We start from the raw sequence: 18,943 nt of genomic DNA, 5'->3' as shown, positions 1-18,943 counted from the left end.
TCGACTACTGGGTCGAGCAGAACCAAGGGGGTGGCGGTGGCGACCGAGAAGCGTTCCCTGCTGCTGGAGCTGCTGGCCAAGGACAAGACCGCGGCGGCCACCCGTTCGGCGGCCGATAACCTCGACGACGTCGCCGACGCCGCCAAGGACGCGGACCGGGCGGCCGAAAAGTTCGGCCGGACCGGCCGGACCGCCGCCGAGCACGTCGAGCACCTCGACCGCGAGATCGAGGCCTGCGAGCGGGAGCTCCACCAGCTGGCCGTCGCGTTCGCCGAGGCGGAGACCGTCGCCGACCGTACCGACCTGTCCGGGGCGATCCGGCGCACCGAAACCGACCTGAAGCGGCTCAGCAAGGCGCGCGGGCAACTGCAGGACCTGGTCCCGGACGTCGAGCCGGGCAAGTTGCGAAGCATCGGCACCAAGCTCGGCGCCGCGCTGGGCAGCTCGATCGGCCCTACCGCTGGAGCGGTCGCCGCCCCGCTGGTCATCAGCGCGCTCGGCGGGGCGATCTCGGCCGGCGCCGGAGCGGGCGCGATCGGCATCGGTATCGGGCTGGCGGTCGCCCGGGATCCGGCGATCCAGGCCGCGGGCAAGGAACTCGGCAAGAAGCTGTTCGACGAGGCCGGCGCCCGGGCGCACAGCGCGTTCGGCAAGCCGGTCATGGAGCTGCTCGACGATCTCGGCACCGCCGGTGAGCAGGTTGTCGACCAGTGGGGCGATGCGTTCGACAAGCTCGCCCCGGCGGTCAAGCCGTTCATCAAGAGCATCCTCGACGGGGTCACCTCGCTGTCCGGCACGATCGCGGACATCGCCGGGGACTCGGGGCCTCTGCTGAAGGTCCTCGGCGACGGCTTCGAGGACGTCGCCGATTCGGTCGGCGGGGCCCTCAGGCGGATCACGGGCGACAGCGAGCGCAACGCGGATGGCCTGGCCATGGTGTTCAGCGCGGCCTCCACCACCATCGACATCCTGGGCTGGCTGGCGGCCGCGGCTGCCGAGGCCGCGAAGCCGTTGATCTGGCTGTATGAGGCCGGCGAGAAGGCCGGCGAGGGAATCGGCAAGGCCGCCCTGGCTATCGGCGCGGCCGAGGAGCCGCTGCACAAGATCCGCGCCCTGCACGGCGACGCGGCGACCGCCATGGACAAGACCACAGCCGCGGCCTACGACGAGAAGGCCGCCCTTGTCGGGCTGTCGAACACGCTGAAAGGGCTGACCGACCCGACGTTCGCCCTGGTCGCTGCGCAAGACGATCTCGCCAAGGCGCAGCAGGACGCCACCAAGGCGCAGAAGGAACACGGCAAGAACAGCCCCGAGTACCGGGCCGCGCTGCGCCAGGCCACCGAGGCCGCGCTGTCGTTGGAGGCCGCGGCCGGCAAGGTCGCGACCACGTCGACCGGCAAGCTCGACCCGGCCCTGCGCGCCACGTTGCAGGCGGCCGGCCTTACCAAGGGCGAGATCAAGGCCTTGGAGCGCGAGTTCGGCGACGCGAAGAAGTCCGGTGACCGGTTCGCCAAGACCTATCAGGCGAAGGTCGAGGTCCTCGGCCTGGAGGCGGCCAAGCGTGTCGCCAAGCGGATCAGCGACACGCTGCACGCGATCAAGGACGAGAACGTCAACATCAACTACACGACGTCCGGCGGGGTCAACAGCTCCCGGCTGCGGTCCAACCTCGACAAGAACCGCGAGTTCGGCGGCCCGGTCCGCAAGGGCCACGCGTACGTCGTCGGCGAGCGGCGCCCCGAGGTGTTCGTCCCCGACCGGGACGGGAAGATCGTCCCGTCGATCGAGCAGTACCAGCGGTCGATCGGCACGTCGTACGGCGGCGGTCGCCCGGCCGGCGGCACGCCCCCGGTCATCCCGGCCCAGCTGGTCGTCCGGTTCGACTTCGGCGACAGCGCGTTCGGTCAGCTGCTGAGCAAGGCCGTCCGGACGCAGCCCGCCCTGGCGGCCTCGCTCGGCCAGTACATCCGGGCGGCGAGCTGATGGCGTTCCCGACCACACCGCTGCCGATCTACGTCGGCCTGGCCACCGGTGCTGACCCGGTCAACCCGGCCACCTGGAACTACTCCGAGATCACCTCGGACGTGCGGGACGGGGCCGGGGTCACCATCGTGTCCGGCCGGCAAGACGAGGGCACCCAGGTCGGGGCGACCAACGTCAACGTCACCCTGGACAACCGGACCGGACGCTACTGCCGCACCAATCCGCTGTCCGACCTGTACGGCACCCTCGACAAGGGCTCACCGGTCCAGGTTCGCGTCACCCGGCTGGTCGACACGTTCAGCCGAGTCTCGGGCGCCGGGCTCGGCACCGAACCGGCCAGCGGCATCGCGTGGACCGGCAACACCCAGTGGACCGCGAACGGCACGGCCGCGCAGGTGTCGCTGGCCACCGACAACCTGGCCGCGCTGGCGATCACCACGGCTGCGACCGGCTTCGACGTCGAGATCTCCTACAGCTGCTCCATCTCGCTCCTGCCGACCGGTGCGTCCTGGGTGTTCGGTGCCGCGTTCTGGCTGCTCGACGCGAACACCTACTACCGCGCTCACACCGAGATCGCGCCCGGCGGCGTGGTGAACGTCAAGGTGCAGAAGCGCATCAACGGCGTGGTCAACGACGTCCTGGGGATCACCTCGACGGGGCTCACCGTGTCGGCCGGGACGGTCCTGCGTAACCGGATCCTGGTCATCGGCGGCACCATCCTGATCAAGGTGTGGCTGGCGTCCGGCTCCGAGCCGGCCGCCTGGACCGCGTCGGTGACCGAATCGCAGCCGCAGAGCACCGGCGCTGCCACCGGTCTGTTCGGGTGGCGTGTCTCGGGCCTGACCAACGGCTCGTCCATCGTCGGCAGCGTCGACGACTGGCGGATGGACACGATCCGCGCGACCACCCCCGTCCCGGAGTGGCCGGTCCGCTGGGACATGTCCGGCCGCGACGTCCGCGCCCCGATCACCGGCGCCGGAATCCTGCGGCGGCTGTCGCAGGGCCAGTCCGCGCTCCAAAGCCCGATCCGGCGCCAGCTGTCCGCGCAGCCCGTCTGCGCGTACTGGCCGCTGGAGGACGGATCGAGCGCGACGCAGGCGTCGTCGGCCATCGCCGGAGGAGCGATGGCCACCGCAGCCCAGGTGACATTCGGCAACGCCGACTGCCCGCCCGGCGCGTCCAGCGCGGCCGTGCTGACCACGTCCGGCGTCTCGGGCATCACGGGCCGGGTCAACCGCTGGACGGTCCCGCAGGACGGGTACGCCTGCATGACCTATTTCCGGCTGCCCACCCTGTCCGGTTCCGCATCGCCGAACCCCACCAACCGGCTGATGTCGATCAACGCGACCGGCACGGTGGTCCGCTGGATCATCTACACCACCTCGACGGGTTTCTACATCTCGGGTTACCTGGCGGACGACGTCACCGCGATCGTGAACACCGGCTCGTTCGCCTTCTCGCTGGATCCGACCCGCTGGTCCGCGATCCAGCTCGAAACGCAGGAGTCCGGCGGCACCGTGAACTGGAGCCTGATCTGGTACCAGATCGGCGCGGGTGCTTTCACCATGGGCAACGGGTCGTACTCGGGCACCGCCGACCGCATCACCCAGGTGACCCTGCACGCCCCGGTCGATGGCACGCTCGTCAGCCACCTGTGGGCCGGCGACGACCAGCTGGCGTTCGTCGACGGCACTTTCATGGCGGTCAGCGCCGCATACGCCGGGGAGACCGCCGGCGCCCGGCTGGCCCGGCTGGCGGCCGAGACCAACGTGCCGGTCACCATGATCGGCTCGGCGGCGAACACCGCACGGATGGGCGCGCAGCCCCAGGGCGTGCTGCTGGACCTGGTGCGAGAGTGCGAGGCGGCCGACCAGGGCACGCTGTACGAGCGCGGCGCCGGACTCGGCTACGTGACCCGGGCGTCTCGCTACAACCAGACCCCCGCGCTGGTCCTGGACTTCAACCAGGGCCACGTCGCGGAACCGCCGGAGCCGACCGACGACGATCAGAGGTTGCGGAACCGGATCACTCTGCGGAGTAACGGTTCGGAGGCCACCGCCGAGGACACGGCCTCGATCGCGAAGAGCGGCGTCTACGGCGACGACCCGACCGTGAACCTCCAGGCCGACCAGCTGTCCGCTCACGCCTACTGGCGGCTGCACCTCGGAACCGTCGACGAGCTGCGCTGGCCGCAGATCAGCCTCGACCTGGCCCGCAACCCGTCGCTGATCGCCGCCTGGTGCTCGGTTCGGATCGGCTCGCGGATCACGATCGCCAACCCGCCGAGCGCCGTCGCCGGCCAGCCTCTGGACCTGATCGTTGAGGGCTGGACGGAACGGCTGTCCAACTTCTCGTGGACCGTCGAGCTCGTCTGCTCTCCAGCACGGCCATGGGACGTCGGCGTCTGGGGAGCCACAACCAGCCGCTGGGACTCGGCCAGCACCACGCTCGTCTCCGCCGCGGCCGCCGGCGCCACCTCGCTGCCGATCACCACGGCCACCGCCGCGGACTGCTGGTCGACGACCGCCGTTCCCTACACCTGGTCGATCGCGGGTGAGGACGTCACCGTCACCTCGATCACCGCCCCGGCAGGCACCGGCCCGTACACCCAGACCGCGACCGTCACCCGGGCGGTCAACGGCATCGCGAAATCGCTGCCCGCGGGCAGCTCTGTGCGTCTGTCCCGGCCGATGCGCTGGGCGCTCTGAGGAGGTCCGATGCCCATCCAGGCCGGTGAAATCGCGGTCGCCTCAGAGGTCGCCGAGGCCCTCGACGGCTGGATCAGCTACTCGCCGCTGCTCTACAGCGCGATGGCGACCACGCCGGTGTCGATCGCCCGGACGGTCACCGCGGCGCGGTACGTCGAACGCGGCGGCCTGGTCATCGTGCAGGCCAACATCGTTGCCAATGCGGCGTCTTCCGGCGGGGTCGGCGTGCAGCTGCCGATCGCGGCGGTCACCGGGATCGGCATGCTCGGCTCCGGCGTCATCACCGGTTCCGGTGCGCCGGCGACCCAGTCCGGATGCGCGTTCCTGAGCGGCACCGACAAGGTGACGATCTCCCTCCCGAGCACCGCGTTCTTGGACGTCGCGTCCGGCCAGCGTGTGCAGATCTCTCTCGCCTACCAGTCCTGAGGAGGACCGCCATGACCGCGGCCAAGCCCAACCACCTCGCCGCGAGGCGGATCCTGCTCGATCACCTGGACCTGCATCCGGGTCGGACCGTCGGCAACGACCTCGACCCGCTGGAGGCCGGGATCGTCGGCGACACCAGCCACGCCGAGGGTGGCGACAGCTACCACCTCGGCGAGGACCAGATCCGCGCTCGGGCCGGGCGTGACCGGTATTCGGTCGACGAGTCCCGCCGCGATCAGCACGGCCTCGATGACTACGCCAGCGCGATGGACATCGGCTACTTCAAGGTCACCACGGCCAAGGGCACGTTCGACCTGTACGACTTCAACGCCTGGCTGGTCGGCCTGTGCAAGGCCGGGGACCCGGACACCGTCGACCTGCGCGAGGTCATCTACTCGCCGGACGGCAAGACGGTGAAGCGCTGGGACGACCTCGGCCGCCGCTCCACCGGCGACAGCTCGCACCGAGAGCACACCCACCTGTCGGAGTACCGCGACGCCGACGGGCACCGCATGATCCGCCTGGTCACCAGGTGGCTCCAGCACATCGGCCTGATCCCTGAGGAGGACGACATGACCAAGGACGAGTTCAGCGCCTGGATGACCGAGTGGGCGAAAAGCGCCGCCGGCCGGGCCGCGATCTACTCGGCGATCAACCAGGACACCGTGCAGCGGTACATGCCGGACGGCTCGATCATCAAGCCGGTGGCCGGCAAGCCCGGCGAGGAGCTGATGACCTGGGGCAGCGCGCTCGCGTACGCCACCCGGTATGCGCAGATGAGCCAGGCGCAGATCGCCGGCACCGTGGTCCCGCAGCTCGCCGCGATCTCCAAGGGCGTATCCGAGCTGACCGGCAAGGACCTCGTCGACGAGCAGGCGATCGTGGCCGGCGTGCTGGCCGGGCTCCCCGCCGAGCAGATCGCCGCCGCGATCCCGCCGACGATCGCCAAGCAGGTCGCGCAGGAGCTGGCCGACCGCCTCGACTCGTGACGCGCGTGATCCGCCCCGACGCGGGGAAGGTCAGGCAGCATGCATGAGCACGCCGCGAACCTCTCGCCGACGTCGTGGTCGCCCGTCCGGGTGGACGCTGTTCAAGGACGTGTCGCTCTACCTGGGCGGGTGGGGGCTCATCTGGCACCAGGCCCTTATCGTGCGGCCGGCGGATTTCAATCTCACGCTGACGCTGGTCGGGGCGGCGCTGATCGGGGTGCCGGGCGCGAGCCAGCTGCTGGCCGCGCGTACCGGTGGCTCGCCGTCGCCGGATCCGCCGGAGGGCTCGGAGCCGTCGCCGCTCTCATCGCCGAGCGGCTCGGGGGCTGACCGGTGAGGCGGCAGACCTGGTACTGGTGGGCGGCGCTGCTCGCCTCGTCGCTCACTACCGGCTTCACCGCGGTCGCGATCAGTCTGCACGCGCAGGCGGAGTCCGACCGGAAGTTCTGCACGCTGATCACTACCCAGGACGACGCGTGGTCGGAGACCACGCCGACCACCGTCACCGGCAAACGAGTCGCGGAGGCGATGCGGCAGCTGCGCCGGGACCTGGACTGCCCACCGGAGTAGCGCGGGCGCCCGGCGGGTGGGTGATGACCTTCAGTGACCCATGGCTGCCGACCGGGCCGCCCTGCATTCATCATGATCGGCCGCCGCGGGCAGCGCGTTAGCCTCTGCGGCTGCCAATCCGGCGTCGCTGCTGCGCCTCCAGGAACACCCACGGGTTGTTCGGGTCCTTCGCGGCAGTGCAGGCGTCCTCGAGGACTGCCGCTGCCGCTGCACCCCAATCGCCGTCATGGTCTCGGTCGGCCAGTTCCTGCAGCCACGCCCGAGTCTCCTGGCCAAGTAACGCCTCACGGTCCCCACGATCCATCACGTCATTAGAACAGCTGTTCGGAGGAAATCGCTATGATCTCTCGCATCCGGAAGGCCGTTGTGGCCGGCGTCGGCGCTGGTGCCGGGGCGGCCGTCGCCGTCATCGCCAAAGCCAACTGGCACCTGGACCACACGACCTTGACCCAGGCGCTCGCGGCCGCCATTGCCGTGGGCGGCCCGGTCGCCTGGACGACCTGGCGCGTCCCGAACGCGCCGAAGTACGCCACGGGCGGTCCGGTCCGATGAAGCCGACCGTCGGCCGGATCGTCCGCTACGTGGGCCGGTTCGGCGTCAACGCCGTGCGGCCTGCGATCGTCACCGTCGACTCCGAGACGTACGTCGAGCACGACCAGGGCGTGCCGCTCACGTCGAGTACCCACGCGCACCTGTGGGTCTTCACCACGAAGAGCCGCGCTGACCACGAGTCGGGCGCGCCCGGACAGCCTGGTTTCCACGAGATGGACGTGCCGTACGACCCGGGGAAGGCACCGGGCACCTGGCACTGGCCGACGGTGAAGCGGTGAGCGTACAGATCGGCTCGCTGACCGACCTCCGCCCGGGCGACATCATGTTCGGGCCGATCGGCGGCCTGGTCCCAGGCGTCTTCCCGGTCGGCGTCGGCCAGCTGGCGCTCGGCGAGGTGTTCCGCGCCGGCCACCTCTCGGTGCGGCACGTGGGCGTCGTGGTCGAGGCCAGCGTGCATCACGACGGCCCGACCACGTACGACAGGACGACCCGGGCGTATTTCCCGGCCAGCACGGATGAGCTCCGCCGGGACACGGTCGCCCTGGAGTACTACCCGAACGGTGTCATCACCGCGCCGAAGCTCGTCCAGGCGATGCCACGCGGGGCCGAGGAGATCGAGCTGCGCCACGACTCGCACTGGACGCCGCGCCACGCGTACGTGCGCCTGCCGGAGGACTACCCGGGCCAGGCGGAGGATGCCGCGGCAATCGCCCGGCTGTTCGTCAGCGAGAAGGTGCCGTACTCGTTCGCCAGCTACGCGGCACTGGCCGCGTGGCGGTTCGGGCTGAAGGCCGAGCGGCTGGCCCGGTGGATCAACCGGCGGCGGCCGCTGTCCACCGGCGCGTCGTATTGGTCGCACCAGCACGACGACCTCGTGCGGCCGCAGCTGCCCGCCGAGGCGATCTGCTCGGTGCTCGCCGACCAGGCGTGGACGCTCGCAGGCAAGGAGCTGGTCACCGGCACCCGGTCGCAGATCGTCACGCCGGGCATGCTGGCCACGCAGCTATGGCGACGCGACGGCGTGATCTGGGGCGGCGCCGGGCTCGCCTAGCCTCGTACCTTCGCGGCCGCGCCGGCGGCCAGCTTCGCGACGACGTCGAGCGGGATGACGATCCGGCCCTGCCCGTTCGCGCCCCACCCAAGGCCACGCTCGGGACCAGGTTCGACGTTCAGCATCTTCGCGAGTTCGTCCAGCATCCGGTTCAGTTCGGCTTCGATCGCTTCAGCGATGGGCGTCTCCATTCCGATCACGCAACCACCTCGCCGACCGGCGCGCCACCCTGATCACCCTGCCTGGGGATAACTCTCGACATCGCGCCCCGCCCCGGACAGCCGTCCCGGGGCGGGGCGCTTCGTCGTGTTCAGGCCTTGGTGATCGTCATCTGTAGGCCGGCGTCTGGGTGGTACGTCCAACGCGCCGAGACGCCCGGCCAGGTGTCGGTCTGCTGCCCGTCCAGCGCCCGAGTCGTGTCCACGTGCTGTAGCACGGAGGCCGGCGCGCCGAGCTTGCCGAGCACGCAGCCCAGCTTCTGCACCGAGATGCCCTGGCTGCTGCTGGTGGACAGGATCAGTGTCTTCCCGCTGTCGGTGATCTGCGCCCCCGGGTAGCTGCCGTTCCCGGCCTCGCAGGCTTGTAGCGCGCCGCCGAACTGCATGGTGGCAGGGGCTGCGGACGCCGCGGTGGGCTGGTCATCGTCCGCCAGGAACAGGAACCCGCCGGCGGTCGCCGCGGCGCCGATGGCGATGCCGGCCACGAGCGCGCCGAGGATGGCGCCCGTCCGTCGGGGCGCGGCAGGCGGAGCCGGGGTGACGGGGGAGACCGGCGGGCCGGACGGCTGGGCGGACGGGATGTATGGAGCCTGGGCAGGCTCGTAGTAGGACATGGAATCTCCGGAGGTCGCGGTCTGCTGCCTCAGGTTGATACCGCAGCACAGGCGGCCGCGGGGTCGACTATGGATGATCGGCGTCGACCTCCGGCCGATCATCCGATCAGGCGGGCGCGTCCGTGGAGTCGAGGACCCACTGGACGTAGGCGGGGTTCGCCGCCATCACCGGCAGGGCGATGATGCACGGCACGTCGTACGGATGGTGGTCCTTGGCGTAGTCGACGATGCTCGGCACGAGGCTGGTGCGGGTGTGCAGCGCAACCCGGGCCTCGGGCTCGTCCTGGACGTCGCCCTCCCACCGGTAGATCGACCGGATCCGGGTGACGGTCTGGCCGCAGGCCGCCAGGCGAGCTGCCACGAGGTTGCGGGTGAACTCGACGACCTGGTCTTCGGTCGGACCCGTAATGACGACTTCAGAAATCCCGGTGTCGGTCATGCCTCTTGCTCCTTCAGTTGGTGAACCAGTGCAACAGCCTCATCTTCGGTGCGCGCCATCGCGCCCCACCCGGTGATGACCGGACCGTCGTGGCTCAAGCCGACCCATCGGCCTGTCATGTGTGTACCGTGCTGGTGCAGGACGAAGTACAGCGTGCCCTTGGAGCGAACCGCGCCCTCGTCGGCGACGTACCAGCCCATGAGGATCTCGTTGTCCCAGATCCGCATCTCGCCTCGCCAGAGGTAGCCGCCGTCCTCGTAGGCCTGGGTTCCGCGCGTGACTGCGACCACGTCGAGATTGTCGCCGACCTGGCGGATACGCGCCCGGTGCGGGTTCAGGATCTCGCGGCCGTTGTTCCAGGTTTGCCAGCATGCCCACCAGTCGCCCGACACGTCGACCCGCTGGGTCGGTTCGCCGGCGAGTTCGTCGAGGGAGACGCGGAGAGCTTTCGCGATGGCCTTGGCGATGGGCAGGGTCGGTTGTCCTTCGCCGGCCTCGTAGCGCCGGATCTGCCGCGTGTCCACGCCAGCGAGCGCAGCCAGGTCAGCCTGCGTCAATCCCAGCTCGGCTCGGCGCTGACGGATGATCTCTGACATCTCCACCCCCACATCCTCCGAGGCGGGGCGCAGGGGATTCAACGGGGGTCCGGACGACTCCGAGTGGTGATAGGACGGATGAGTCCTTGACATAGGACGAATATAGCCGCAAGGTGAGGACGGGAACGCCCTGCTGGCGGACAAGATAGTCCCATGGGTGAACCCAGCGACGGCGGGCGGGCGGTCTTGGGAACCACCCTGATCACGAGGCCTGTCCGTCGTCGCCCTCAGCGCGGTGGCGGCCGGTCTCGTCGATTAACTGGAAATGCACGGCCGCCACCGCTCCAGTCCACGAGGGGTGAGGGCGGAGGCAGGTGTGCGCGGCACGGTGATCGAGCACGGGCGGTGTCGACGGTGGAGACGCTGCCGACCATGGACCGTGGGATGCAGATGCGGAGTGGACGCCTACCCGTGCCCGGCCCAGAGGCAGCGGGCCGCCCTCGCCGCGCTGATGCGGAGGCTGTCGTGAAGCGGCCAATCCGGCAGCCCCGGACGTGGCCTCTCGATCCGCAGCTGGCTGTCGCGTTGCTCGCCACCGAGCTGCCGGGCTGGGACATCAATTACGTGCCGGCGTTGTTCTTCCCCGGGTCCTCACCGGGCCGGCATGTGTTCCAGGCCGCCCGGCCGCGGCCCGGCGGACACGAGTCGGTGGAGTGCGCATACCCGGACGACCTGATCAAGTGCATCGACCGGTTCTGCGAGGTGAGCTGATGTCCGTCAGCGGCGAGCACGCCTACCGCCTGGCGGTGCACTGCCCGGCCTGCGGAGCGGGCATCGGCAAGCGCTGTATCAACCGGATCGCCGGGCGTCCGTTCCTCCGGACCGACCAGGTCCACGAGAGCCGTCGGCGCAAGGCCGTCGCCCCGGCGGCTGAGCGGTGAACGCGCCGGACGAAAACAGCCTCAGCTGGCGCAACCGGCGGGTGATGGCCCGCCGGACCGGATGGCCAGCTGGAGCGCTGGCCGAATGCGAGCGCCTCGACCGTGAACATCCGGGCTGGTCGTTCGGCTGGCTGCCCGAGAACCGCACCCGAGGGTGGGAACGGCCAGCGGGATTCGCGGCGAACCGGCGGGACTGGAGCCTGGTTGGCGCTGACGAGCTGCGCCGCGACCCGGAGGACGGAGTGCGCCGCCGTCCGTACGTTTTCGGGCCGAGCGTGGCCGAGCTGGAGCAGCGGATCGCGGCGATCGAGGCCCGGCATCACGAGGAGGAGGCACGCCGCGAGGCGGCCTGGGAGTCAATGGCGCGTGGGCTGCGCTAGCTCTCCGAGTCCTCCGAGATCTCTGTGCGGTGCTCGCGGATCCAGGCCTCGACATCCTCGGTGTGCCACACGTTGCCCATGGCCAGCTCGGCGACCGGCGCGGGGAAGCTTCGGCTGTTGGTGATCTGGTAGATCCGGCTGGTCGAGAGGTTGTCGCCGAGCCGTTTGCGGATCTCGGCGGCTCCCATGTGTCCGTGGGCCGGTAGGTCTGCCATGCCCGCACGCTAAGCAATGAGTGACTGAGTGAGTTGACTCAAGGTGGACTCTTAGCGTGCTCACTCAGTGAGTGCCTAGTGATCATGCGTCAACCGGATAGTCAAGAGGATTAATTAATCTTCAACCATTCGGTCGGGTCCATGTAAGCGGATGTTGATATTGCCCGACGTTACAGCCGTGTTGCCGTGAGTCATGTTCGCGTTCTCATAGACCCCTCGTGATCAGCTGAGTCGGGGTGGGGCTCCACATCATGCGATCTGAGGGGAGATCAACCATGACCCAGGCCGACCATCCAACGCACGAACCCGCCGTGGTCTTCGTGCCCGCAACGGAGGGAGAGATTGACGCCCGCTACGCCACTCTGTGCATGGACTACTGCACCCGGAAGGGCTACCGCTTCGTCGGTATCGTCCGCACCTACAGGGACGGGATGCGGATGCTCTACGAAGGCACGGCCAAAGTGATCGTCGCCGCACGCCGTGACCACATCGATCCGACCGATCTGCCGAGGGTCGAATTCGTCGCCGAGGACGAAAGCCCCCGGCGCGCGAGCCGCCCCTACGCGCGCCCAGAGACTCCCGCCTCGCCCCCCGACGCCAGCCGCGAACGGCGTCCCCGTCAGCTGCGCCGCGAGTAGCCCCCAACAGCATCGCGCCGTCGACCTCGGCAGGGGAGGTCGACGGCGCGATCGTCGTCTCAGGCCAGGGCGGCAACCGCGTTCGCGAGCTTGCCGGCGGCCACGCCGACGTAGATCTGGGTGGTCGCCACGCTGGAGTGGCCAAGGCCCTCTTGGGTGGCGCGCAGGTCGTTGCCGCTGGCCTCGTAGAGCTTGGTCCCAAACCGGTGCCGACCCATGTGGTTGTGGTAGCCCGGGTATCCAAGTCGCCTCATCTCCCAGCGGACCCCGTGCGAGACCTGCTGGGGCGTCGCGCGCACCTTGGTCCTGGGGGCGATCACCAGCGGCCCGGACGGCATGCCCTTGACCCGCTCCCACACGTTGGCGTGCGTGGGCACGTCCCGGTATCGATCGCCCTTGCCGTGCAGCCGGGTCACCGATTCGGTCACGTGCTCGCGGTCGAGCCGGGAGATCTCGATGCATCGCGCGCCGGCGTAGGCCGCGAGGTCGATGGCGAGCGCCCAGGGGTCGTGAGCTTTGACGCGGATCTTCGCCAGCGCATCCTCGGGCAGCGGCTTCGGCCGGCCCTTCGGTGGGGTGATGTGCGGCAGCTCGGCCGCCGCGTCGTAGTCGATCCAGCCGTTGAGCACCGCCCAGCGGGTGTATCCGCGGACAATGGTGATGTAGTTCGCTCGCGTGGCCTTGCCGCGGCCCTCAGCGCAGATCCAGGCGCGCAGCTCGGCGCCGGTGGAGCCGAGGACGCCGTGGTCCAGGCCGTAGTCCATGCGGCGCAGGATGCCCTCGTAGTGCGTCAGCGATGCCTCTCCGAGGGGCTTCTGGCCGCCGGTGCCGGCTTCGCGGTAGTGGAGGTAGTCGCGGATGGGGTCTGGCGTAGCGTCGTACACGGGTCGCCTCCCTGTAGGCGGTCAAACGGTCTCCGGCCGGTGGTGGCTCACCAGGCCGGGGGCCTATCTGTGATCGATCTTTGTCGCGGCGTGATCACCGCGGCATGGGCCGATCGCCCGGCCTCCCACCCGGCCGGAGCATCTTCGGGCGCCGCGAGGTCGCCGGAACGGCGGAGACGGGGCGGGCGCTGTCACGCCGGCCTCCTGCGAACGGACCAGGTGCCTTGGGGCGGCCTTTCATCGGCTCATCCGTTCGGTCAGGGCGTCGGCCGGCGTCCGCTTTCAGCTCATCCGTTCGGGTGACGGGGCGATAAGGTCGCTTTAACGGAGATCAGGGGATGACCACGGCGTGCATTCACGTGGCTACACCGCGTAGGCTTCGGTCATGACCATCTTCGACGTCAGCATTGACGCCCTCACCGGCGGGGCGACCGATTTGGACCGCTACCGCGGATCGGTCCTGCTGGTGGTCAATGTGGCCTCGCGCTGCGGCCTGACCCCGCAGTACGACAAGTTGCAGCCGCTCTACGACACCTACCGCGAGCGCGGCCTGGTCGTCCTCGGCGCGCCCTGTGACCAGTTCGGTCACCAGGAGCCGGGCACCGCCACCGAGATCGACGAGTTCTGCCGGACCAGCTACGGCGTCACCTTCCCGATGACGGAGAAAATCGAGGTGAACGGCGCCGGCCGGCACCCGCTCTACCGGGAACTGGTCGGCGACGGGCCGGACGTCCAGTGGAACTTCGAGAAGTTCGTGGTCGCGCCGGACGGCACGGTGGCCGCCCGATTCAGCCCACAGGTCGCACCCGACGACCCGGAGCTGGTCGCGACCATCGAGAAGCTGCTGCCCCGCTGAGCGGCCGATTCATGGGCACAGTTCTCAGCTCATCGCGACGCCGGAGCGCAGCGGAGGTGACGCGATGAGCATCCATGTGATCGGCGTCGACGCCTACGCACTCGGCTGGGTCGGTGTCGAGCTCCGCGACGGCGCCTTCGGCCGCGCCGTGCTCGCCTCGACGCTCTACGAGATCGTCGCGGGCAGCTCCGGCGCCGCGGTCATCGGCGTCGACATCCCCCTGGGCATGCTCCCGGACCGCTGGCGCACCGCCGACACCCTCGCCGCCGACCAGCTGGGCCCCCGGCGCGGCAGCGTCTTCCGGGTGCCCCCGCGCGCCGTCTGGATGGAGCCGGACTTCGCCGCCGCCAACCGCCTCTGCCGTGAGCTGACCGGCGCCGGCCTGAGCCGCCAGTCCTGGGCCCTGCGCCCCAAGCTGCTCGAGGCGAACGCGCTCTGGGAACGCCACCCCGGCCTGCTCTTCGAGGCCCACCCGGAGGTCTCGTTCCGCACCATGGCCGGCGAGCCCCTCCCGTTCGCCAAGAAGACCTGGAGCGGTCAGGCCCGCCGCCGCGACCTGCTGGCCCGCCACGGCATCGTCCTCCCCGACCAGCTGGGCCCCGCCGGCCAGGCCCCACCGGACGACATCCTGGACGCCGCCGCCGTCGCCTGGACCGCTCACCGGGTCGCCACCCGCACCGCCCTCTCCCACCCCTCCCCGCCCGAGGAAGACAACGGCTCCAAGATCGCTATTTGGTATTAAAAAAACATTTCCCTGTACGACTCGGAGTCCCGTGCCCGTCGGCCCGCGAGACTCCGGCCCCCGCACGACCGCCACGCGTGTCGTGCGGGCCCGCCGCCCCGCACGGTCACCCCACCCCCGCCCACCCAGCGCCCCACCGCCACGAACCGGCGCACCCACCGCAACTCAACCAGCGAGACACCCCGCAGACCTCAGCAATTCCCCCGCCCTCCCCCTCCCTGCCCTGCCCCGCCCTGCCCCGCCCTGCCCGCTCGCCGGCTGGCGCTGGTGGCCCTATCCGGACCCGGGCAAGGGCCCTGAGCACCAGCCGGAACCCATCGGGCTGGCACTCACGGCCCTATCCCAGCCCGGAATAGGGCCACCAGCACCAGCCCGGTTCACGGCTCGCGCCGAAGGCCCTTGTCCAACCGGACGGGCGCCACCCAGCACGAGCCCGGGACACGGCTGGCACAGGAAGCCCTCAACCAACCCCGACAAGGGCACCCAGCACCAGCCCGGAACACGGCTGGTGCTGGGTAGCCCTCAACCAACCCTGACAAGGGCACCCAGCACCAGCTCGGATCACGGCTGGCACTGGTGGCCCTTGACCGGGCCGGACAGGGGCGCTGAGCGCCAGCCCGGGTTACGGCTGGCACTGGTAGCCCTTGACCAGCCCGGACAGGGGCGCTCAGCACCAGCTCGGATCACGGCTGGCACTGGTGGCCCTTGACCGGGCCGGACAGGGGCGCTGAGCGCCAGCCCGGGTTACGGCTGGCACTGGTAGCCCTTGACCAGCCCGGACAGGGGCGCTGAGCGCCAGCTCGGGTTACGGCTTGCGCGGGAGGCACTTGACCGGCCGGGATACGGGGCAGTCAGCGGTCTGGGCCGCAGCGCACGCCCGGTTCCGGGTGGCCCTCACGGGTGCCTGACACACCCTGAGACACCCTGGGAGCCGGCAGGAAGCGCAACCCGCGACCGTGAGGTCAGGCGGACCCGCACGACACGCGCTGCGGTCGTGCGGGGGCCGGGCCTCGCGAGCCGATTGTCACGGGGCTACGAGTCGTACAAGGAAATGAGCGGCCGGAAGCGCCGCCCGCCGGAAGCGATCACGCGGCCCGAACGATCTCCACACGCCGCCCGCCGGAAGCGATCACGCGGCCCGAACGATCTCCACACGCCGCCTGCCGGAAGTGATCAGGCGGCCCGAACGGTCTCGGTACGCCGCCTGCCGGCGGCGGGCACGTGGTCAGACGGCCTGGGAGGCGATTTCGCGGGCTCGGTCGCGGGCGGCTTCCAGGGCCGACAGCAGGGCCGCGCGGACGCCGTGGTTTTCCAGTTCGCGGATGGCGGAGATGGTGGTGCCGGCCGGGGAGGTGACCGCTTCGCGGAGTTTGACCGGGTGTTCGCCGGAGTCGCGGAGCATGACGGCGGAGCCGACGGCGGTCTGGACGATCAGCTCGTGGGCGACCTGGCGGGGCAGGCCGAGCAGGATGCCGGCGTCGATCATGGCTTCGACCAGCAGGTAGAAGTAGGCCGGACCGGAGCCGGAGAGGGCGGTGACGGCGTCCTGCTGGGACTCCGGGACGCGCAGGGTGACGCCGAGCGGCTTGAACATCTCCTCGGCGATGGCCAGGTGCTCGCCGGTGGCGTGCGGGCCCGCGGAGATCGCGGTCATCGCCTGGTCGACCAGGGCCGGGGTGTTGGTCATCACCCGGATCACCGGGGTGCCCTCGGGCAGCCGGGCGGCGAAGAAGCCGGTGGGCAGGCCGGCGCAGAGCGAGACGACCAGTTTGTCGGCCGGGACCTTGGCGCCGATCTCGTCGAGCAGGGTGGCGGCGTCCTGCGGTTTCACCCCGATCGCCAGGATGTCGGCGCGCTCGACCGCCTCGGCGTTGCCGACCACCGGGACGCCGTATTTCGCGGTCAGCGCGGCGCCGCGCTCCGGGCGCCGGGCGGTGATCAGCAGCCGGTCGGCCGGCCAGCCGGACCGGAGCAGGCCGGCGAGCACCAGCTCGCCCATCTTGCCGGTGCCGAGGATGGCGACGGTGTGCATCGGGCTCCATTCAACGAGAAATGCCGGGGACAGGAGCGTCCCCGGCATTCATCACAGCACGTCAGTTACCGAAGAAGACCTCGGCCTCTTCGTAACGCGACAGCGGGACGGTCTTGAGCTCGCCGGTGCCCTCGATCAGCGGGACCCGGACGATGTCGGTGCCGCGCAGCGCCATCATCTTGCCGAAGTCGCCCTCGTGCACGGCGTCGATCGCCTGCAGGCCGAAGCGGGTCGACAGGACCCGGTCGAACGCGGTCGGGGTGCCACCGCGCTGGATGTGACCGAGGACGACCGTGCGGGCCTCCTTGCCAGTCTTCTCCTCCAGCTGCTCGGCCAGCCACTGGCCGATGCCGCCGAGGCGGACGTGGCCGAAGCTGTCCAGCTCCTGGTTGTGCAGGACCATCTGGCCGTCGAGCGGCTGGGCGCCCTCGGCGACGACCACGATCGGCGCATACTCGACCTGGAAGCGCTTGGTCACGTACGTCGCGACCTGGTCCACGTCGAACTTGCGCTCCGGCAGCAGGATGACGTTGGCGCCACCGGCGAGACCGGCGTGCAGCGCGATCCAGCCGGCGTGCCGGCCCATGACCTCGACGACCAGGGTGCGGTGGTGCGACTCGGCGGTGGTGTGCAGCCGGTCGATGGCCTCCATCGCGATGTTCACCGCGGTGTCGAAACCGAAGGTGAAGTCGGTCGCGTTGAGGTCGTTGTCGATCGTCTTCGGCACGCCGACGACGTTGACGCCGAGGTCGTGCAGCTTGGTCGCGACGCCGAGGGTGTCCTCGCCGCCGATCGCGACCAGCGCGTCGACACCCTGCTCGGCCAGGTTCGCCTTGATCCGCTCGACGCCGCCCTCGATCTTGAACGGGTTGGTCCGGGAGGAGCCCAGGATCGTGCCGCCGCGCGGGAGGATGCCGCGGACCTCCGCGATGCCGAGCGGCTTCGTCAGACCCTCCAGCGGACCCTTCCAGCCGTCGCGGAACCCGACGAACTCGTGGCCGTAAGCGGTCACGCCCTTGCGGACCACGGCACGGATGACCGCGTTGAGACCGGGGCAGTCGCCGCCACCGGTGAGCACGCCGATACGCATGTTTCTCCTCGTCCTTCCCCTGAAACGGGTAGCGAGATGCAGATAGCCCGTGAGAATCCCCGGGAGCGTTCACGTCGGCAGCGTTGCCGGCCCGGGGCGAGCCGCAACCGAACTCTAGTCTCCGCCCGACCGGCCGCTTTACGCGCCCCTTCCCACCGACAGCAACGACTCGACCGCGCCCAGCGCCTCGGCCTCCGCGCCGAGCTGCGCGGCGACCACCCGCAGCCCGGCCGCGGCGCTCGGCCCGCAGTGCCGGCGCAACGCCTCACGCACCCCGTCGACCACGTACGGACCGGGCTCGGCGAACCGGCCGCCGACCACCACGACTGCCGGATTCAGCACGTCGCAGGCGACCGCCACCCGTCGCCCGATCAGGCGACCGGCGTCCAGCAACGCCCGCTGGACCGGCCGGTGACCGCCGGCCGCGAGCGCGAGCAGCCGCTCCTCGGTCAGCTCGGCCGACGGCAGGAGCGCCTCGAACGAGGCGGGGGCGGATCCGCTGTTCCCGTACGGGCACGGCCTCACCCGCTGATCACGGTGCGGCCGCGAGTCGCGGTAGCCGGCTGGTGCTCAGGGCCCTATCCGAGCGCTTGACAGGGCCGTCAGGACCAGCCCGGCGCACCCGGCTGGCCCGGGCGGCCCTATCCGAGCACGTGACAGGGCCATGAGGACCAGCCCGGCGCACCCGGCTGGCCCGGGCGGCCCTATCCGAGCACGTGACAGGGCCATGAGGACCAGCCCGGCGCACCCGGCTGGCCCGGGCGGCCCTATCCGAGCGCGTGACAGGGCCACGAGCACGAGCCCGACACACACGCTGGCCCGGGCGGCCCTACCCGAGCACGCAACAGGGCCGTCAGGGCCAGCCCGACACCCCCGGCTGGCCCGGGCGGCCCTACCCGGGCACGTGACAGGGCCATGAGGACCAGCCCGGCACACACGGCTGGCCCGGGCGGCCCTACCCGAGCACGCAACAGGGCCGTCAGGGCCAGCCCGACACCCCCGGCTGGCTCTGACGGCCCTATCCGGGCACGTGACAGGGCCACGAGGACCAGCCCGACACACACGCTGGTCCTGACGGC

24 protein-coding genes are annotated in these 18,943 nt (G+C 70.4%); 15 read left to right on the top strand and 9 right to left on the bottom strand.

From position 1 onward, the window contains the following. Positions 1-36: 36 nt before the first annotated feature. From Aiant_RS29590 to Aiant_RS29550, 9 genes are all read left to right on the top strand, one after another. On the top strand, positions 37-1,983 hold the full coding sequence (locus Aiant_RS29590; RefSeq protein WP_189336309.1) for a hypothetical protein: 1,947 nt from the start codon (positions 37-39) through the stop codon (positions 1,981-1,983). Further along, complete coding sequence (locus Aiant_RS29585; protein ID WP_189336308.1) at positions 1,983-4,691, top strand: hypothetical protein; 2,709 nt, start codon at positions 1,983-1,985, stop codon at positions 4,689-4,691. Before Aiant_RS29590 ends, Aiant_RS29585 begins: the two co-directional genes overlap by 1 nt. A gap of 9 nt (positions 4,692-4,700) precedes the next feature. Then, positions 4,701-5,117 (top strand): hypothetical protein, encoded by a 417-nt coding sequence (locus tag Aiant_RS29580; RefSeq protein WP_189336307.1) that lies wholly within the window; start codon positions 4,701-4,703, stop codon positions 5,115-5,117. Between the two features lie 11 nt (positions 5,118-5,128). Then, complete coding sequence (locus Aiant_RS29575) at positions 5,129-6,106, top strand: hypothetical protein (RefSeq protein WP_189336306.1); 978 nt, start codon at positions 5,129-5,131, stop codon at positions 6,104-6,106. Between the two features lie 43 nt (positions 6,107-6,149). After that, entirely contained in the window at positions 6,150-6,443 is a 294-nt protein-coding gene (locus Aiant_RS29570; RefSeq protein WP_189336305.1) for a hypothetical protein, read from the top strand. Then, positions 6,440-6,676 (top strand): hypothetical protein, encoded by a 237-nt coding sequence (locus tag Aiant_RS29565; RefSeq protein ID WP_189336304.1) that lies wholly within the window; start codon positions 6,440-6,442, stop codon positions 6,674-6,676. The genes Aiant_RS29570 and Aiant_RS29565 overlap by 4 nt, the downstream gene beginning before the upstream one ends. Positions 6,677-7,015: 339 nt before the next feature. Further along, on the top strand, positions 7,016-7,228 hold the full coding sequence (locus Aiant_RS29560) for a hypothetical protein (RefSeq protein WP_189336303.1): 213 nt from the start codon (positions 7,016-7,018) through the stop codon (positions 7,226-7,228). Beyond that, complete coding sequence (locus Aiant_RS29555; protein WP_189336302.1) at positions 7,225-7,506, top strand: hypothetical protein; 282 nt, start codon at positions 7,225-7,227, stop codon at positions 7,504-7,506. The genes Aiant_RS29560 and Aiant_RS29555 overlap by 4 nt, the downstream gene beginning before the upstream one ends. Then, positions 7,503-8,279 (top strand): hypothetical protein, encoded by a 777-nt coding sequence (locus tag Aiant_RS29550; protein ID WP_189336301.1) that lies wholly within the window; start codon positions 7,503-7,505, stop codon positions 8,277-8,279. Before Aiant_RS29555 ends, Aiant_RS29550 begins: the two co-directional genes overlap by 4 nt. Here Aiant_RS29550 and Aiant_RS29545 read toward each other — a convergent pair. The 4 genes from Aiant_RS29545 to Aiant_RS29530 form a co-directional block, all read right to left on the bottom strand. Then, entirely contained in the window at positions 8,276-8,479 is a 204-nt protein-coding gene (locus Aiant_RS29545) for a hypothetical protein (protein WP_189336300.1), read from the bottom strand. The genes Aiant_RS29550 and Aiant_RS29545 overlap by 4 nt on opposite strands. A 110-nt stretch (positions 8,480-8,589) precedes the next feature. Continuing rightward, on the bottom strand, positions 8,590-9,111 hold the full coding sequence (locus tag Aiant_RS29540) for a hypothetical protein (RefSeq protein WP_189336299.1): 522 nt from the start codon (positions 9,109-9,111) through the stop codon (positions 8,590-8,592). A gap of 106 nt (positions 9,112-9,217) precedes the next feature. Further along, positions 9,218-9,550, bottom strand: a complete 333-nt coding sequence (cutA, locus tag Aiant_RS29535; protein ID WP_189336298.1) for a divalent-cation tolerance protein CutA — start codon at positions 9,548-9,550, stop codon at positions 9,218-9,220. Further along, positions 9,547-10,146 carry a helix-turn-helix transcriptional regulator gene (locus tag Aiant_RS29530; protein ID WP_189336297.1) on the bottom strand — a complete coding sequence of 200 codons (600 nt, stop codon included), beginning with the start codon at positions 10,144-10,146 and terminating at the stop codon, positions 9,547-9,549. The genes cutA and Aiant_RS29530 overlap by 4 nt, the downstream gene beginning before the upstream one ends. Before the next feature lie 465 nt (positions 10,147-10,611). On the opposite strand from Aiant_RS29530, the gene Aiant_RS29525 reads away from it, so the two are divergent. Genes Aiant_RS29525 through Aiant_RS29515 form a run of 3 tightly spaced genes read left to right on the top strand, consistent with a single transcriptional unit; the run spans position 10,612 to position 11,407 of the window. Beyond that, the gene (locus Aiant_RS29525) at positions 10,612-10,857 is read left to right on the top strand and encodes a hypothetical protein (RefSeq protein WP_189336296.1); all 246 of its coding nucleotides are present in this window, start codon (positions 10,612-10,614) and stop codon (positions 10,855-10,857) included. Continuing rightward, positions 10,857-11,027 (top strand): zinc finger domain-containing protein, encoded by a 171-nt coding sequence (locus Aiant_RS29520; protein ID WP_189336295.1) that lies wholly within the window; start codon positions 10,857-10,859, stop codon positions 11,025-11,027. Before Aiant_RS29525 ends, Aiant_RS29520 begins: the two co-directional genes overlap by 1 nt. Next, complete coding sequence (locus tag Aiant_RS29515) at positions 11,024-11,407, top strand: hypothetical protein (protein ID WP_189336294.1); 384 nt, start codon at positions 11,024-11,026, stop codon at positions 11,405-11,407. Before Aiant_RS29520 ends, Aiant_RS29515 begins: the two co-directional genes overlap by 4 nt. Here Aiant_RS29515 and Aiant_RS29510 read toward each other — a convergent pair. After that, the gene (locus Aiant_RS29510) at positions 11,404-11,622 is read right to left on the bottom strand and encodes a helix-turn-helix transcriptional regulator (RefSeq protein ID WP_229831413.1); all 219 of its coding nucleotides are present in this window, start codon (positions 11,620-11,622) and stop codon (positions 11,404-11,406) included. The two genes, Aiant_RS29515 and Aiant_RS29510, sit on opposite strands and share 4 nt — an antisense overlap. Before the next feature lie 275 nt (positions 11,623-11,897). On the opposite strand from Aiant_RS29510, the gene Aiant_RS29505 reads away from it, so the two are divergent. Further along, entirely contained in the window at positions 11,898-12,260 is a 363-nt protein-coding gene (locus Aiant_RS29505; protein WP_189336293.1) for a hypothetical protein, read from the top strand. 59 nt (positions 12,261-12,319) lie between these two features. Here Aiant_RS29505 and Aiant_RS29500 read toward each other — a convergent pair whose 3' ends face one another. Then, positions 12,320-13,144: a tyrosine-type recombinase/integrase gene (locus Aiant_RS29500; RefSeq protein WP_189336292.1), complete on the bottom strand. Its 825-nt coding sequence runs from the start codon at positions 13,142-13,144 to the stop codon at positions 12,320-12,322. A gap of 385 nt (positions 13,145-13,529) precedes the next feature. On the opposite strand from Aiant_RS29500, the gene Aiant_RS29495 reads away from it, so the two are divergent. Then, positions 13,530-14,000 (top strand): glutathione peroxidase, encoded by a 471-nt coding sequence (locus tag Aiant_RS29495; RefSeq protein WP_189336291.1) that lies wholly within the window; start codon positions 13,530-13,532, stop codon positions 13,998-14,000. Between the two features lie 64 nt (positions 14,001-14,064). Continuing rightward, the gene (locus Aiant_RS29490) at positions 14,065-14,742 is read left to right on the top strand and encodes a DUF429 domain-containing protein (RefSeq protein ID WP_189336290.1); all 678 of its coding nucleotides are present in this window, start codon (positions 14,065-14,067) and stop codon (positions 14,740-14,742) included. A 1,225-nt stretch (positions 14,743-15,967) separates the two neighbouring features. Here the strand turns inward: Aiant_RS29490 and proC are convergent. From proC to Aiant_RS29475, 3 genes are all read right to left on the bottom strand, one after another. After that, the gene (gene proC / locus Aiant_RS29485; RefSeq protein ID WP_189336289.1) at positions 15,968-16,774 is read right to left on the bottom strand and encodes a pyrroline-5-carboxylate reductase; all 807 of its coding nucleotides are present in this window, start codon (positions 16,772-16,774) and stop codon (positions 15,968-15,970) included. Positions 16,775-16,835: 61 nt separating this feature from the next. Continuing rightward, positions 16,836-17,864: a 6-phosphofructokinase gene (locus Aiant_RS29480; RefSeq protein WP_189336288.1), complete on the bottom strand. Its 1,029-nt coding sequence runs from the start codon at positions 17,862-17,864 to the stop codon at positions 16,836-16,838. A gap of 138 nt (positions 17,865-18,002) precedes the next feature. Further along, entirely contained in the window at positions 18,003-18,389 is a 387-nt protein-coding gene (locus Aiant_RS29475) for an ROK family protein (RefSeq protein WP_189336287.1), read from the bottom strand. Positions 18,390-18,943: the final 554 nt, after the last annotated feature.

It is taken from the genome of Actinoplanes ianthinogenes, from assembly GCF_018324205.1.
Lineage (GTDB): Bacteria > Actinomycetota > Actinomycetes > Mycobacteriales > Micromonosporaceae > Actinoplanes > Actinoplanes ianthinogenes.
The sequence above is the reverse complement of the archived record's forward strand: the minus strand, read 5'-3'. Positions and strand labels throughout refer to the sequence as shown.